The organism is Micromonospora sp. NPDC047756 (genome assembly GCF_055587245.1).
In genome coordinates this window covers 1-13,820 of sequence record NZ_JBVJGQ010000003.1, presented here as the reverse complement: position 1 = coordinate 13,820, position 13,820 = coordinate 1, and the positions used below count along the sequence as shown (strand labels likewise).

Genomic DNA, 13,820 nt, shown 5'->3' with positions numbered 1-13,820 from the left:
TCGGCGCCTGCCGCCGGCGCCGCGGCGGTTCAGGCCGTCGGACGCTCCCGCTTGGGGAGCTTGGCCACCACCATGTCGTACGACGAGTCGACAGCCTCGGTCAGCTCGTCGTCGTCGATCCCGCCGTCCAGGCGCAGAGTGTTCCACCCGGACCGGCCGATGTAGGCCATCACGGCGGCGTCGTCGGGGTGCCGGTGCAGCCACTCGTCGGCCACCTCCCGGGTAGCTCCGCACTTGATGCCGATCGTCGGCTTGCCGCTGTCGCTGCCGAGGAACGCGAAGATCCGGCTGCCCACCTTCACCACCTCGTCGCCCTCCCACGGCTGGTCCAGCCACGCTCCCGGCTTGGCCAGGCAGTACGTGAGCATCTCCGCGCGCTCCATGGGTGCCTCCTCGTCGCGCACAGTCTGCCCGTCCGACTGCTGTCACACACGTGCCGTGCCGGTCCGATGCGACCGCGCCCGATCCGGGATCCAGTGGCCTGCGCCGAGGAGGGGTCCACTGTTTCCAGGTCGGCCCCCGGTCGTGCGCGTCCGGGCGCGCTCGTCAGGAGGTCTGCTCGGCCGAGCGGGCGGCGACCCGCTCGTAGCGCTGCCGGGCCGCCTGCGCGCTGCCCAGGCCCAGCCCGTACGCGATCGCCTGCCAGGTCAGCCCCCGGTCGCGGGCCAGCGTCAGCAGGCCGGCCTCCAGTGCGTCCAGTTCGGCGCGGACGTGGGGGAGCAGGGTCAGCGCGGCGGTCAGGTCGGCGGCGTCGATCGGCTCTTCGCTGGGTTCGCGCTCGGCCCCGCCGGCGGCCAGCGCGGTGACCAGGGCGACCGCCTCCCACGGGTCGAGCACGTACGGGTGCGCCCAGCGGCCGCGCCGCGTGTCGGTGCCGGCGTGCCGCTCGCTGATCCGCTGTAACGCCTCGTGGGTGCGGTGGGCGCGGGCCCGACCCGGGTGCGGCGCGGTGAAGATGTCCTCGGTCGTCATACCCCGAGCACACCGTATGAACGCATGATTGTCAACAGATTGTTGAAGCCGGGCGGCACGCCTGGCGTGCCCGTGCCGCCCGGCGACGCCTCAGCGCACCAGGTTGAACTGGCGCTCGCCGAAGATGGGTGTGCAGTACGGGTCACAGGGGCTCGCGGTCACCACACCGAACGCGACGCCCGCTGCGAACGGACGCTCGACCGGGATCACCGCGACCCGCACCTCCTGGGTGCCCTCCGCGCAGGTGACCCTGCGAACCGTCGTGCCCGCTCGCATCGTCTGGCCGACGGCCTGCGCGACCTTGACCGTGACGTCGAACTCGAAGGCCTTCGAGCAGGTCACGGTGACCGGCACGATCGCCGCCGCGCCGTTCGCCTCGATCGTGCCCGTTGCGCCGACCGCGATCGTGGGCAGCGCCGCGTTGTCGGCCTGCGCCGCGGCCCGCAGCGGGACGCTCGCGCTGGCCGACGGGGTGAAGGCCAGGGTCGCGGCTGCCGCGATCAGGCCGGTGGCGATCAGTGGTAGCCGGATGCTCCGTACGGTCATGGTGAATTCCTCCCGTGATGCCGTCGCTCCCTGCGACGACATCCGGAACACTCCCGAGCCGACGGTCCGGTTTCGCTGTTCGGCCGACTGTCTGGTTTGCGACCGGAGTCTTGCGCGGGCCGGCGCGCAGCGGCCCGCGTCCCCGGCCCGGTGCCGGGGAAACCGGGATGGGTACCGTCGGAGACATGGCCCTGTCGTCCGGTGACCGCAGCACCCACACCGACCTGGCGGCGCTGGCGGACCTGCTCGCCGGTCCGGTGCTGCCGGCGGCGCGTGGGCTGCTGGGCTGCCGCCTGTACGCCGGCGGGGTCACCGTCCGGATCACCGAGGTCGAGGCGTACGCGGGCAGTGGCGGCGATCCCGCCTCGCACGCCCATCGGGGCCGCACCCCGCGCAACGCCGTGATGTTCGGCCCCGCCGGACACGCCTACGTCTACTTCACCTACGGGATGCACTGGTGCGTGAACGTGGTCACCGGGGTCGAGGGGGAGGCCGCCGCCGTGCTGCTGCGCGCCGGCGAGGTGGTCGACGGGCTGGCCACGGCACGGGAGCGCCGACCGGCCGTCCGCCGGGACGTGGACCTCGCCCGCGGGCCCGCCCGGCTGTGCTCCGCGCTCGGCATCGACCGCGAGGCGTACGGGGCGGACCTGCTCGGCGACGGCCCGGTCCGGCTGCGTCCGCCGACCGAACCGGTGCCGCCGGAGACGGTCGTGGCGGGTCCCCGGGTCGGAGTGACCGGCGCGCACGACCTGCCCTGGCGGTTCTGGCTGGACGGCGACCCGACGGTCAGCGCGTACCGCCGGCACGTGCCGCGGGTCCGACGGTGAGTGACCTGCGGCGTGTGGTCGGCCGGGGTTGTCGGAGGGTGTGGCCATAATCACCGGACCTGCTCACCGACGGTTCGGAGGACGTCATGGCGACACTGCTCGCGATCGGCACAGCCAAGGGATTGTTTCTCGCCACCAGCACCGATGAGCGACGCCGGTGGGAGATCACCGGTCCGCACTTTCCGATGACGGGTGTCTACGCGGTCGCCGTGGACACCCGTCGGTCCACCCCGCGGCTGCTGGCCGGCATCACCAGCTCCCACTTCGGCCCCAGCGTCGCCACCAGCGACGACCTCGGCGCTTCCTGGGACGAGCCCGACCAGGCGCCGGTCGCCTTTCCGGCCGACACCGAGGTCTCCCTCGGGCGGGTCTGGCAGTTGATGCCGGCCGGCCCCGACGAGCCGGACGTGGTCTGGGCCGGCACCGAGCCCTCGGCGTTGTTCAGGTCCACCGACGGGGGCCGCAGCTTCGAGCTGGTCCGTTCCCTCTGGGACCACCCGCACCGTCCCCAGTGGGAGGCCGGCTTCGGTGGCCAGGCCGTGCACACCGTGCTGCCGCACCCACGTGACCCCGCTCGGCTGCTGGTCGCCATGTCCACCGGTGGGGTCTACCGCTCGGAGGACGCCGGCGCGAGCTGGGCGCCGGGCAACACCGGCATCCGCGCCTATTTCATGCCCGACGAGTGGCCGGAGTTCGGCCAGTGCGTGCACAAGGTCGCCCGGGACGCGGCCAACCCCGAGCGGCTGTACGCGCAGAACCACCACGGCGTCTACCGTTCCGACGACGACGGGCGCACCTGGTCCTCCATCGCCGACGGGCTGCCCAGCGACTTCGGCTTCCCGATGGTGGCCCACCCGGGGCGCGGCGACACGGTGTGGACCTTCCCCTTGGTGGCCGACGGCGAGCGGTTCCCGACCGACCACCGCTGTCGGGTGTTCCGTTCCGTCGACGCCGGCGGCAAGTGGGAGCCGCTGTCGGTGGGGCTGCCCGAGGGGCCGTTCTATCCGGCGGTGCTGCGCGACGCGATGTGCGCCGACGACGCCAGCCCCGGTGGGGTCTACTTCGGCACCCGCTCCGGCTCGGTCTTCGCCAGCCGCGACGAGGGCGACTCCTGGTCCCTGATCGCGGCGCACCTGCCCGACGTGCTCTGCGTCCGCGCCGCGGAGGTCTGAGCGTGGTCACCGTGTTGCTGCCCGGCCCGCTGCGCGGCGAGGCCGGGGGCGCGAGTCGGCTCACCGTCACCGCCGCCGGGACGTTGCGGGCGGTCCTGGACGAGATGGCCGTCGCGCACCCCCGGCTGGCCCGGCGCATCCGCGACGAGCGTGGCGAGCTGCGCCGCTACGTCAACGTCTTCGTCGACGGGGAGGACTGCCGGCACTCCGGTGGCCTGGCCGCCCCGGTCAGCGACGGCGCGGAGGTGCAGGTGCTGCCGTCGGTGGCGGGCGGCTGACCGGGCCGGCGCCGGGGGAGGGTCTTCGACCCGATGTCCGGTCACGGGCGTGACCGGCGCCACTGCGGGGTGCACCGCCGACGGAATAGTTGCGTCGTCAAATAAGTTGTGAGCTGCGTCCGGGTACCACGACGGCACCCGGTTGACACGCGAGGAGCTGGTCATGCAGTTCGGAATCTTCACCGTCGGTGACGTCACGGTCGATCCGACCACCGGTCGGGAGCCGACCGAGCGTGAGCGGATCAAGGCGATGGTCGCCATCGCGTTGAAGGCCGAGGAGGTCGGCCTGGACGTCTTCGCCACCGGCGAGCACCACAACCCGCCGTTCGTGCCGTCGTCGCCGACCACCATGCTCGGCTACATCGCGGCGCGTACCGAGCGGCTGCTGCTGTCCACCTCCACCACGCTGATCACCACCAACGACCCGGTGAAGATCGCCGAGGACTACGCGATGCTCCAGCACCTCGCCGACGGTCGGGTGGACCTCATGATGGGCCGCGGCAACACCGGCCCGGTCTATCCCTGGTTCGGCAAGGACATCCGCGCCGGCATCCCCCTGGCCATCGAGAACTACGACCTGCTGCACCGGCTCTGGCGCGAGGACGTGGTCGACTGGAAGGGCAAGTACCGCACCCCGCTGCAGTCGTTCACCTCGACGCCGCGCCCGCTCGACGGCGTGCCCCCGTTCGTCTGGCACGGCTCGATCCGCAGCCCGGAGATCGCCGAGCAGGCCGCCTACTACGGTGACGGCTTCTTCGCCAACCACATCTTCTGGCCCAAGGAGCACACCCAGCGGATGATCGGGCTCTACCGCCAGCGGTACGCGCACTACGGCCACGGCTCCGCCGACCAGGCCATCGTCGGCCTCGGTGGGCAGGTGTTCATGCGCCGCAACTCGCAGGACGCGGTGCGGGAGTTCCGGCCCTACTTCGACAACGCCCCGGTCTACGGGCACGGGCCGTCGTTGGAGGAGTTCACCCGGGAGACCCCGCTGACCGTCGGCAGCCCGCAGCAGGTCATCGACCGCACGCTCGGCTTCCGGGAGTACGTCGGTGACTACCAGCGGCAGCTGTTCCTGATGGACCACGCGGGGTTGCCGCTGAAGACCGTACTGGAGCAGCTCGACCTGCTCGGCGAGGAGGTCGTGCCGGTGCTGCGCAAGGAGTTCGACGCGCTGCGCCCCGCGCACCTCCCGGCGGCGCCGACGCACGCCTCGCTGGTCGCCGCGGCGGGCGGCGCCAAGGACAGCACCGTGCACGCCGTCGACGACGTGACGGGCAAGGCTCCGGAGGGGGCGACCCGATGACCCGCCGCACCCTGGCCGTGATCTCGGCGGGGCTGAGTCAGCCCTCGTCGACCCGGCTGCTCGCCGATCAGCTCGCCGCGGCCACCCGCGACGAGTTGGTCCGGCGCGGCCACGAGGTGGAGCTGCACGTCGTCGACCTGCGGGAGTACGCGCACGACGTGGTGAACAACATGCTCACCGGGTTCGCGCCGGCAGCACTGCGCGAGGTCGTCGACACGGTGACCGGAGCGGACGGGCTCATCGCCGTCACCCCGATCTTCAGCGCCTCGTACAACGGGCTGTTCAAGTCCTTCTTCGACGTGTTGGATTCCGAGTCGCTGGTCGATCGGCCGGTGCTGATCGGCGCGACCGGCGGCACCGCCCGGCACTCGCTGGCGTTGGAGCACGCCGTCCGCCCGATGTTCGCCTACCTTCGGTCGGTGGTCGTCCCGACGGCGGTCTTCGCGGCCCCGGAGGACTGGTCCGACGGCACCGCCGACGGCGCGTTGCGGGCCCGGATCCGCCGCGCCGCCGGGGAGTTGGCCGACCAGATCGAGCGGCGGCCGCCGGCCACCGGGCCGGCCGACCCGTTCGCCCTCACCACCGACTTCCTGCAGATGCTCGGCCGAGGCGACGGCGCGCCGGTCAGCTGACCGGGTGGGCGACCAGCACCGGGCAATGCGCGTGCTGGATCGCCGCCTGACTGACCGACCCGAGCAGCAGACCGGTGAAACCGGCCCGGCCCCGGGTGCCCACGACCAGTAGCGACGCCGTGCCGCTGGCCTCGATGAGCCCCTGGGCCGCGCCGGCCGCCCGGACCGGATGCTCGCGCACCACCAGGTCGGGGTGCTCGGCGCGCACCACGGCGGAGGCGTCGGCCAGGAGTCGCACCACGTCGGCCTGGTACGCGGCCTGCGACTCCTCGATCTCCTCCGGCACCGTCCGGTCCCCGTCCGGAGGGCCGACGTGCACCAGCACCAGCGGCACGTCCCGCAGCGCCGCCTCGTCGGCCCCCAGGCCGACCGCGAGCCGGGACGACTCGGACCCGTCCACGCCGACCAGCACCGGGCCGTCCACCGGGATCGGCTGCTCGTCCGGGCGGATCACCAGCACTGGGCAGTGGGCGTGCGCGGTCACCTGCGCGCCGACCGAGCCGAGCAGCAGCCCGGTGAACCCGCCCAGACCACGGCTGCCCACCACGACCAGGTCCGCCCGGCGGGACTCCTCGATCATGGTGGCCCCCGGGCCGCCGAGGACCTGACGCACCTCGGTGGCGAGGCCGGGCCACCGGTCGGTCAGCTCGGCCGCCGTGCGCTCCAGCATCCGCTGCGCCTGGGCGGAGGGCGCGGGCACCCCGATGTCGTACGGGTTGAGCGGCACGCCGTAGCCGGACGGGTGCAGGTATCCGTGCACCAGGAGCAGCGGTCGAGACCGGAGCACGGCGGCCCGCGCCGCGTGTTCGGCGGCGACGAGGCTGGACGGCGATCCGTCCACGCCCACCACGACAGGTCGGTTCATCGGCGCTCCCTGGGTCGGTCTGGTCATTGTCGACCGATCGGCCGCGCCGCACGGTACGGACGCGCCGGTTGCGGACTCGCGCCGATCCAAGCTTGCACGTAATTACGTATGTTCGTAGTATCGACGCATGGACTCCGTGGAAGATCGGCTCGCCGCGCTGGAGGCACAGGTTGCGGCGTTGAGCGAGCGACACACCGCCGCACCACCGCCCGCGCCGGAGGGCACCTTCTGGGCGCTCGACGGCCTCAAGCAGCGCCTGCCACCCGACGGGTCGGGCGCGGTGCTCTACACCGGCACCGTCCGCGTCGCCGGGCAGCACTACGACTGGCAGTACGGCCGCACCGTCGACGACCTGCTCGCGGCCGACTGGACGGAGCTGCCCAGCATCCTCTCCGCGTTGGCCCACCCGGTACGGCTGCGGCTGCTGCGGGAGATCCTCGGCGGCCGGCAGAGCACCAGCGAACTGGCCGAGATCGAGGAGTTGGGCACCACCGGACAACTGCACCACCACCTGCGCCAGATCACCGCCGCCGGTTGGCTGCGCAGCGCCGGTCGCGGCCGGTACACGGTCCCCGCCGAACGCATGGTGCCGCTGTTGGCCATCCTCACCGCCGCCGGCCGCTGACCAGACGCGGCTCGACCGCCCATCCGACGACCCCCACGGAGGAACCACCATGCGCCGTACGACCGTGACCGTCCTCGCCGTCGCGCTGATCGCCGGCCTGGTCGGGGTGGCGTTGATGCCCCGAGCGCCCCGACTCGGCGGGCAGAGCACCGGCGACCGCGACCTGGCCGCCGCCGTCCGTTCGGCCACGCCCGACCCGTCGGGGCTGCGCGGGCTCGCCGTCGCCCTGGTCGAGAACGGCCGGATCCGCACCGCCGGCCTCGGTGACCGGGACCGCACCGGTCGACCCGTGGAACCAGGCACCCCGTTCGAGATCGGCTCGGTCACCAAGGCGTTCACCGGCATGCTCCTCGCCGACCAGGTCGCCGCCGGTGTCGTCGGCCCGGACGACCAGCTCGGCGCCACCTGGCCCGAGATCACCGGCCCCGCCCGCGACGCCACGCTCGCCGAACTCGCCAGCCACCGCGCCGGCCTGCCCCGGCTCGCCCCCGGCTCCCCACTGGGCTGGGCCCGCATCCTCTGGTCCAACGTCTCCGGCGCCAACCCCTACGCCGGGCAGGGCGTCGACGCCGTCCGCGGCGCCACCGACCGGGTCGACCCCGACGACGACGAGCGCGGCGAGGTCCACTACTCCAACCTCGGGCCGTCCGTGCTCGGCCACGCGCTCGCCGCGAAGGCCGGCGTCACGTACCCGGAACTGCTGCACGACCGGCTGCTGCGGCCGCTCGACATGATGGCCACCACTGTCGCCACCCGCATCGACGATCTGCCCGCCGATCGCGCCCACGGCGGCCGGGCCGGCGGCCGGCCGCTCGACCCGTGGGCAGGAGCCGGCTACGCCCCGGCCGGCGCCGGCCCCTGGTCGACGGCCGAGGATCTGGGCAGGTTGCTCACCGCGATCCTCGCCGGCACCGCACCCGGTGCCGACGCCACCACCGCCCGTTTCCGCGAGGACGACGACACCCGCATCGGGTACGGCTGGTTCACCACCCGGCACGGCGACCGCGAGATCGTCTGGCACAACGGCGCCACCGGTGGGTTCCGGTCCTATGTCGGCCTCGAACGGGCGACCGGGAGGGCGGTGGTGGTCCTCGGCAACACCGACAAGGGCGTCGAGCCGATCGGGCTGCGACTGCTCGGGGTGCCACCGAAGCAGGCCGACTCGGCGACGTCGATGGTGCTGCCGTGGATCGGCGCCGGCCTCGCGGTCGCCTTCACCTTCCTCGGCGGCCTCTCCCTGCTCGGCACCGCCCGCCGTCGCCAACTGGACCAGGTGACGCTGCTGGCGGCGGCGGTCTGGGCGTTCGCCTATCTCGGCCTGGGGCACCGGATGGGGGACTGGTCGATGGTGCCGGCCTGGCTGTGGCCGCTCGGCGCGGGCCTGTCGGCAGGGGCGGTGGCCCTGGCGGCGACCCGGTGGCGCACACTGCCGGTGGTCGACGCGCGGGTGCCGTGGCGTCGACTGCTGTCGGTGGCGAGTTCCCTGGGCGCCGCCGTGCTGGCGGTCGTGGCCGTCGTCGGCTGACGCCGCGCCGCGGTGCGTCGTCACCGGCGGTGCGTACCCTCGGCCGATGACCTCCGATCTGCTGATCCGCCCGGTCCGTGAGGACGACCTCGTCGAGTTCTTCCTGCACCAGCAGGACCCGGAGGCCAACCGGATGGCCGCGTTCGGGCCGAAGGACCCGTCGGACCGTCGGGAGTTCGCCGCGCACTGGGCCCGGGTGCTCACCAACCCGCAGAACCTGGTCCGCACCGCCGAAGTCGACGGCGAGGTGGTCGGCTACGTCAGCGCCTTCCCGGTCGGCGACCAGACCGAGGTCAGCTACTGGATCGACCCGGCCCGTTGGGGTCGGGGCCACGCCACGTCCGCCCTGGCCGCCCTGCTGCGCGAGCTGCCCCGGCCGGTGCACGCACGCGCCGCCAAGGACAACGCCGCCTCCCTCGCGGTGCTGCGCAAGTGCGGGTTCGTGGTGGTCGGTGACGACTCGGGGTACGCCAACGGCCGCGGCGAAGACGTCGAGGAGTGGCTGTTGGAGCTGCCCGCCGACGCCTCTGACCTGGGCGGGCACTAGTCTCGCAGCGTGAACTGGTTGGATCTCGTCGGCTGGGCCGGCTCCGCGGTGCTGGTCTGGTCGCTGCTGCAGTCGCGCATCCTGCGGCTGCGGGCGCTCAACCTCGTCGGCTGCTTCGTGCTGATCGGCTACAACGCCGCGATCGAGGTCTGGCCCGGCGTCGGGCTCAACGTCGTACTCGCGGTGATCAACATCTGGTATCTGCGCGGGATGCTCGCCACCCGGCACGACGAGAAGACCTACCAGGTGGTGGAGGTCGGCGTCGGCGACCAGTTCCTCGCGCACACGCTGCGGGTGCACGCCGCCGACATCACCCGGTTCAACCCCGGCTTCCACTGGGACCCGGACGCGTCGGGGCGCTCGGCGTTCCTCGTGGTCACCGCCGACGAGGTGGTCGGCGTGGTGCTGTTGCACGCCGAGACGCCCGGTGTCGCCCAGATCGACCTGGACTACGTGACCCCGAAATTCCGGGACTTCACCCCGGGCGAGTTCGTCTACCGGCGCAGCCACCTCTTCACCGAACGGGGCTTCCACCGGGTGGTCAGCCCGCCCCGGATGGTCGCCCCCTACTACCACCGGCTCGGGTTCCGCCCCGAGGGCGACTCGTACGTCCTCGACCTGCCGACGTCGCCGACGCCCCAGTCGGCCTGACTCACCGATGCCCCAGTCGGCGTAGCGTCACCGCCGTCCGATTCGGCGTAGCCTCGCCGGAGCAGGATTCGGCCGGCGCGGGACGGGGCAAAGACACGCCTACGCCGGGCGGGCTCGCCGACCGGCGGGCACCGCCACCGGCCGGTGCCATCACCGTAGAGGGAGCGAACCGGGCGTGCAGAGCTACGGGAGCCAACTGGCCCTGGTCGGAGTCCTGATCGTGATCAACGCGCTCTTCGCCGGCAGCGAGATGGCGTTGGTGTCACTGCGGGACAGCCAGATCCAGCGGCTGGAGCGCACCAGCCGCGCAGGGCGGGTGCTGGCCCGGCTCGCCAAGGACCCGAACCGCTTCCTCGCCACCATCCAGATCGGCATCACCCTCGCCGGCTTCCTGGCCTCCGCCGCCGCGGCGGTCTCGCTGGCCAAGCCCCTGGTGCCGCTGCTCGGGGTGTTCGGCGGCGCCGCCGAGACGGTGGCGATCGTGGCGGTCACCCTCGTGCTGACCTTCGTCACCCTGGTCTTCGGCGAGCTGGCGCCCAAGCGGATCGCCATGCAGTCCGCCGAACGGTGGGCGCTGCTGGTGGCCCGCCCGCTCGACCTGCTTGCCTCCTTCACCCGCCCCGCCGTCTGGGCGCTCGGCGCCACCAGCGACGTGGTGGTCCGGCTCGTCGGGCTCAACCCCAAACACGAGCCGGAGGAGATCGGCCCGGACGAGCTGCGCGACATCGTCGCCGGCAACCACGGCTTCACCAAGGAGCAGCGCACCATCATCGCCGGTGCCGTGGAGATCGCCGACCGGCGGTTGCGGGCTGTCCTCGTACCCCGGTTGCAGGTCTTCACGCTCGACAGCGGGACCACGGCGGAGGCCGCGCGGCTCGTGCTGGCCGCCACCGGGCACTCCCGGGCTCCGGTCGTGCGCCACGGTGGCCTGGACGACACGGCCGGAGTGATCCACCTGCGTGACCTGGTGGGGGTGCCCGACGACCGCCCGGTCGACGAGATCGCCCGACCGCCGATGCTGCTGCCCGACTCGCTGCCGGTGGTGGACGCCCTTCGCCAGTTCAAGGCCGAGCGTCAGCACATCGCGCTCGTCGTGGACGAGCGCGGCGCGGTCGACGGCATCGTGACGCTGGAGGACATCCTGGAGGAGATCGTCGGCGAGATCTACGACGAGACCGACCGGGACGTGCGCTCGGTGCGGCGTGACCCCGACGGTGCGCTGCTGCTGCCCGGCACCTTCCCGGTGCACGACCTGCCGGACATCGGCGTGGAGCTGCCGTCGCGCCCGGCCGGTGACTACACGACAGTCGCCGGGCTGGTGCTGGCCCGGCTCGGGCACATCCCCACCGTCGCCGGGGAGGACGTCACGCTGGACGGTTGGGTGCTGGTGGTGGCCGGCATCGACCACCGGGCGATCACCGAGGTACGGCTCAGCCGCGTACCCGATGACGCCGACGGCGACGCCGACACCGACCAGCCCGCGGAGCCGGTGCTGGACGAGGCCCGTAGTTGACCCGTGCGGTGAAGGCCCTCGCTCAGGCGGGCGAGAGGTTCTGCAGCCGGACCTGACCGCGGGCGACCAGCTGCTCGTCGGCGTCGGTGATCTCCACCTGCCAGAGCTGCTGGCTGCGGCCCCGGTGCACCGGGGTGCCGATCGCCCTCAGCTCGCCGTCCCGGACGGCCCGCAGGAAGTCGGTCTGGTTCGACACCCCGACCACGGTGCCGCGGCCGGCCAGCCAGAGGGCGCCACCCACGCTGGCCGCGGTCTCCACGACCGAGCAGTACACCCCGCCATGCTGGATGCCGAACGGCTGGTGCAGCTGCGGGCCGACCTGCCAGCTGATGACCACCCGGTCGGCGCTGGCCTCCTCGAACTTGAGGCCGAGCAGGGCGACGAAACCGCCCGTCAGGTCCGGAATCTCCATGTCAAGGCCCTCCTCGATCAACGGGCGCAAGCCTAGCCGGGGCGGGTCGCGCCAAACCCGGTACGGGTTGGTGCCGGCGATGGGGGAGAATCGGTGACCGTGACCGACAGCAGCCCTCCGCCGCCCGGGCGGGACTCCCTGACCGACGACCTGCTCTGGCGTGGCCTGATACAGGACTCGACCGGCCTCGACGAGCTGCGCGAGCTGCTCGACGGTGGGAGCGCCGCCACGTACTACGTGGGCTTCGACCCCACCGCGCCGAGCCTGCACGTCGGCAACCTCATGCAGGTCCTCATGGCCCGCCGGCTGCAACTCGCCGGCCATCGCCCGTTGCTGCTGGTCGGCGGCGCTACCGGGCAGATCGGTGACCCGAAGGAAAGCGCCGAGCGGGCGCTCAACCCGACCGAGGTGATCGCCGGCTGGGTCGAGCGGATCCGCGACCAGCTCGCGCCGTTCGTGTCGTACTCCGGCGAGAACGCGGCACAGCTGGTCAACAACCTGGACTGGACCGGCGAGATGTCGATCGTCGAGTTCCTGCGCGACGTGGGCAAGCACTTCCCGGTGAACAAGATGCTGGCGCGGGAGGTGGTGCGGGCCCGGCTGGAGACCGGCATCAGCTACACCGAGTTCAGCTATCAACTGCTCCAGGCCAACGACTTCTTCGAGCTGCACCGCCGGCACGGCTGTCAGCTCCAGTTCGGTGGCTCCGACCAGTGGGGCAACATCACCGCTGGCGTCGACTACGTACGCCGGCGGGGGGCGGGGCCGGTGCAGGCCTTCACCACACCGTTGGTCACCAAGTCCGACGGCACGAAGTTCGGTAAGAGCGAGGGCGGTGCCGTCTGGCTCGACCCGACGATGACCAGCCCGTACTCCTTCTACCAGTTCTGGCTCAACGTGGAGGACCAGGAGGTCGACCGCTACCTGCGGTACTTCAGCTTCCGTAACCGCGACGAGCTGGAGGAGCTGGCCAAGGCGACCGCCGAGCGGCCGGCGGCCCGCCTGGCGCAGCGGGCGCTCGCCGAGGAGCTGACCACCCTGGTGCACGGTGCCGACGAGACCCGACAGGCGATCGCCGCCAGTCAGGCGCTCTTCGGCCGCGGCTCGTTGGACGAGCTGTCGCCGGAGACCCTGCGCGCGGCCCTGACCGAGGCGGGCCTCGTACGCCTCAGCGGCGAATTGCCGGATGTGGCGGGTCTGCTGCGGGACTCCGGTCTGGTCAGTGGCCTCAAGGAGGCTCGACGGGTGATCGCCGAGGGCGGCGCCTACGTCAACAACAACCGGGTGACCGCTGTGGACGCCGGGGTGTCGCCGGGCGACCTGCTGCATGGGCGATACCTGGTGCTGCGCCGGGGAAAGCGTTCGTTCGCGGGCGTTGAGCTGGGTGAATAGCCACCTGTCGACGGTGTGACGGGGGACGCGTCCGGCGGATTTGACGATCATCCCGCCGGACGCGTAACTTTCTCTCTGTCAGCGCGGAACGGACGAAACAGGCGAAAGCCTGAAGCGGCCGGAGCGCAGGCCAACGGCCTGGGGGTCGGGTGGGCACGCCCACCGGAGTCCCAACCGGGAGGTGCCGCCAGAAACGCCGCGAGGTGGATTTGGCGCTGCGAAACCGACCGGGTATGGTTACCAACCGGCAGGGCACCGGGCGGGTCGCGAGAGATCGCGACGGCCGGCCTGCCGAACCCATGACAAGAGCGGCGCAAGCCGGTCGCGACATGGTGCCCGCGTTATCGGATGAAGCATGACGAACCGCGAAATATCGGTTTGACAGGGTGGAAACGAGCGGGTAACGTAGTAAAAGTGCCTGGCGCTGAAAGCGCGGGGTGCGGAACGGTAAGGAAGCCCCGTGATGGGTGCCATTGAGTGTGGTGCTTTGATCGGTGTGTGGTTGTTCTTTGAGAACTCAACAGGGTGCTTGTAAAGCCAGTGCCAATTATGATTTA

16 protein-coding genes are annotated in these 13,820 nt (G+C 72.1%); 11 read left to right on the top strand and 5 right to left on the bottom strand.

Features of this window, described 5'->3' with window-relative positions:
• Window positions 1–29: 29 nt before the first annotated feature.
• From ACZ6NZ_RS09515 to ACZ6NZ_RS09505, 3 genes are all read right to left on the bottom strand, one after another.
• Window positions 30–383, bottom strand: a complete 354-nt coding sequence (locus ACZ6NZ_RS09515; protein ID WP_366611666.1) for an MmcQ/YjbR family DNA-binding protein — start codon at window positions 381–383, stop codon at window positions 30–32.
• Between the two features lie 163 nt (window positions 384–546).
• Window positions 547–972 (bottom strand): DNA-binding protein, encoded by a 426-nt coding sequence (locus ACZ6NZ_RS09510; protein WP_465857449.1) that lies wholly within the window; start codon window positions 970–972, stop codon window positions 547–549.
• A 90-nt stretch (window positions 973–1,062) separates the two neighbouring features.
• Window positions 1,063–1,518, bottom strand: a complete 456-nt coding sequence (locus ACZ6NZ_RS09505; protein ID WP_465857447.1) for a hypothetical protein — start codon at window positions 1,516–1,518, stop codon at window positions 1,063–1,065.
• A gap of 185 nt (window positions 1,519–1,703) precedes the next feature.
• Between ACZ6NZ_RS09505 and ACZ6NZ_RS09500 the strand changes: the two genes are divergently transcribed.
• The 5 genes from ACZ6NZ_RS09500 (at window position 1,704) to ACZ6NZ_RS09480 (ending at window position 5,733) form a co-directional block, all read left to right on the top strand.
• Entirely contained in the window at window positions 1,704–2,345 is a 642-nt protein-coding gene (locus ACZ6NZ_RS09500) for a DNA-3-methyladenine glycosylase (RefSeq protein ID WP_465857445.1), read from the top strand.
• A gap of 86 nt (window positions 2,346–2,431) precedes the next feature.
• On the top strand, window positions 2,432–3,517 hold the full coding sequence (locus tag ACZ6NZ_RS09495; protein WP_465857443.1) for a WD40/YVTN/BNR-like repeat-containing protein: 1,086 nt from the start codon (window positions 2,432–2,434) through the stop codon (window positions 3,515–3,517).
• A gap of 2 nt (window positions 3,518–3,519) precedes the next feature.
• On the top strand, window positions 3,520–3,795 hold the full coding sequence (locus tag ACZ6NZ_RS09490) for a ubiquitin-like small modifier protein 1 (RefSeq protein WP_465857441.1): 276 nt from the start codon (window positions 3,520–3,522) through the stop codon (window positions 3,793–3,795).
• A gap of 163 nt (window positions 3,796–3,958) precedes the next feature.
• Window positions 3,959–5,101, top strand: coding sequence for an LLM class flavin-dependent oxidoreductase (locus ACZ6NZ_RS09485; RefSeq protein WP_465857439.1), 1,143 nt, complete (start codon window positions 3,959–3,961; stop codon window positions 5,099–5,101).
• On the top strand, window positions 5,098–5,733 hold the full coding sequence (locus ACZ6NZ_RS09480) for an FMN reductase (RefSeq protein ID WP_465857437.1): 636 nt from the start codon (window positions 5,098–5,100) through the stop codon (window positions 5,731–5,733). Before ACZ6NZ_RS09485 ends, ACZ6NZ_RS09480 begins: the two co-directional genes overlap by 4 nt.
• Here the strand turns inward: ACZ6NZ_RS09480 and ACZ6NZ_RS09475 are convergent.
• Window positions 5,726–6,598, bottom strand: coding sequence for a universal stress protein (locus ACZ6NZ_RS09475; RefSeq protein WP_465857435.1), 873 nt, complete (start codon window positions 6,596–6,598; stop codon window positions 5,726–5,728). The genes ACZ6NZ_RS09480 and ACZ6NZ_RS09475 overlap by 8 nt on opposite strands.
• A 127-nt stretch (window positions 6,599–6,725) precedes the next feature.
• Between ACZ6NZ_RS09475 and ACZ6NZ_RS09470 the strand changes: the two genes are divergently transcribed.
• From ACZ6NZ_RS09470 to ACZ6NZ_RS09450, 5 genes are all read left to right on the top strand, one after another.
• Entirely contained in the window at window positions 6,726–7,223 is a 498-nt protein-coding gene (locus tag ACZ6NZ_RS09470; RefSeq protein WP_465857433.1) for an ArsR/SmtB family transcription factor, read from the top strand.
• 49 nt (window positions 7,224–7,272) lie between these two features.
• Complete coding sequence (locus tag ACZ6NZ_RS09465; RefSeq protein WP_465857431.1) at window positions 7,273–8,748, top strand: serine hydrolase domain-containing protein; 1,476 nt, start codon at window positions 7,273–7,275, stop codon at window positions 8,746–8,748.
• Window positions 8,749–8,794: 46 nt separating this feature from the next.
• Window positions 8,795–9,295, top strand: coding sequence for a GNAT family N-acetyltransferase (locus ACZ6NZ_RS09460; protein WP_465857429.1), 501 nt, complete (start codon window positions 8,795–8,797; stop codon window positions 9,293–9,295).
• 9 nt (window positions 9,296–9,304) lie between these two features.
• Window positions 9,305–9,946 (top strand): hypothetical protein, encoded by a 642-nt coding sequence (locus ACZ6NZ_RS09455; RefSeq protein WP_465857428.1) that lies wholly within the window; start codon window positions 9,305–9,307, stop codon window positions 9,944–9,946.
• A gap of 175 nt (window positions 9,947–10,121) precedes the next feature.
• Window positions 10,122–11,459, top strand: a complete 1,338-nt coding sequence (locus ACZ6NZ_RS09450; protein ID WP_465857426.1) for a hemolysin family protein — start codon at window positions 10,122–10,124, stop codon at window positions 11,457–11,459.
• Between the two features lie 22 nt (window positions 11,460–11,481).
• Here the strand turns inward: ACZ6NZ_RS09450 and ACZ6NZ_RS09445 are convergent, their stop codons facing one another.
• Complete coding sequence (locus ACZ6NZ_RS09445; protein ID WP_465857424.1) at window positions 11,482–11,871, bottom strand: PaaI family thioesterase; 390 nt, start codon at window positions 11,869–11,871, stop codon at window positions 11,482–11,484.
• A 99-nt stretch (window positions 11,872–11,970) separates the two neighbouring features.
• On the opposite strand from ACZ6NZ_RS09445, the gene tyrS reads away from it, so the two are divergent.
• The gene (tyrS, locus tag ACZ6NZ_RS09440; protein ID WP_465858397.1) at window positions 11,971–13,263 is read left to right on the top strand and encodes a tyrosine--tRNA ligase; all 1,293 of its coding nucleotides are present in this window, start codon (window positions 11,971–11,973) and stop codon (window positions 13,261–13,263) included.
• Window positions 13,264–13,820: the final 557 nt, after the last annotated feature.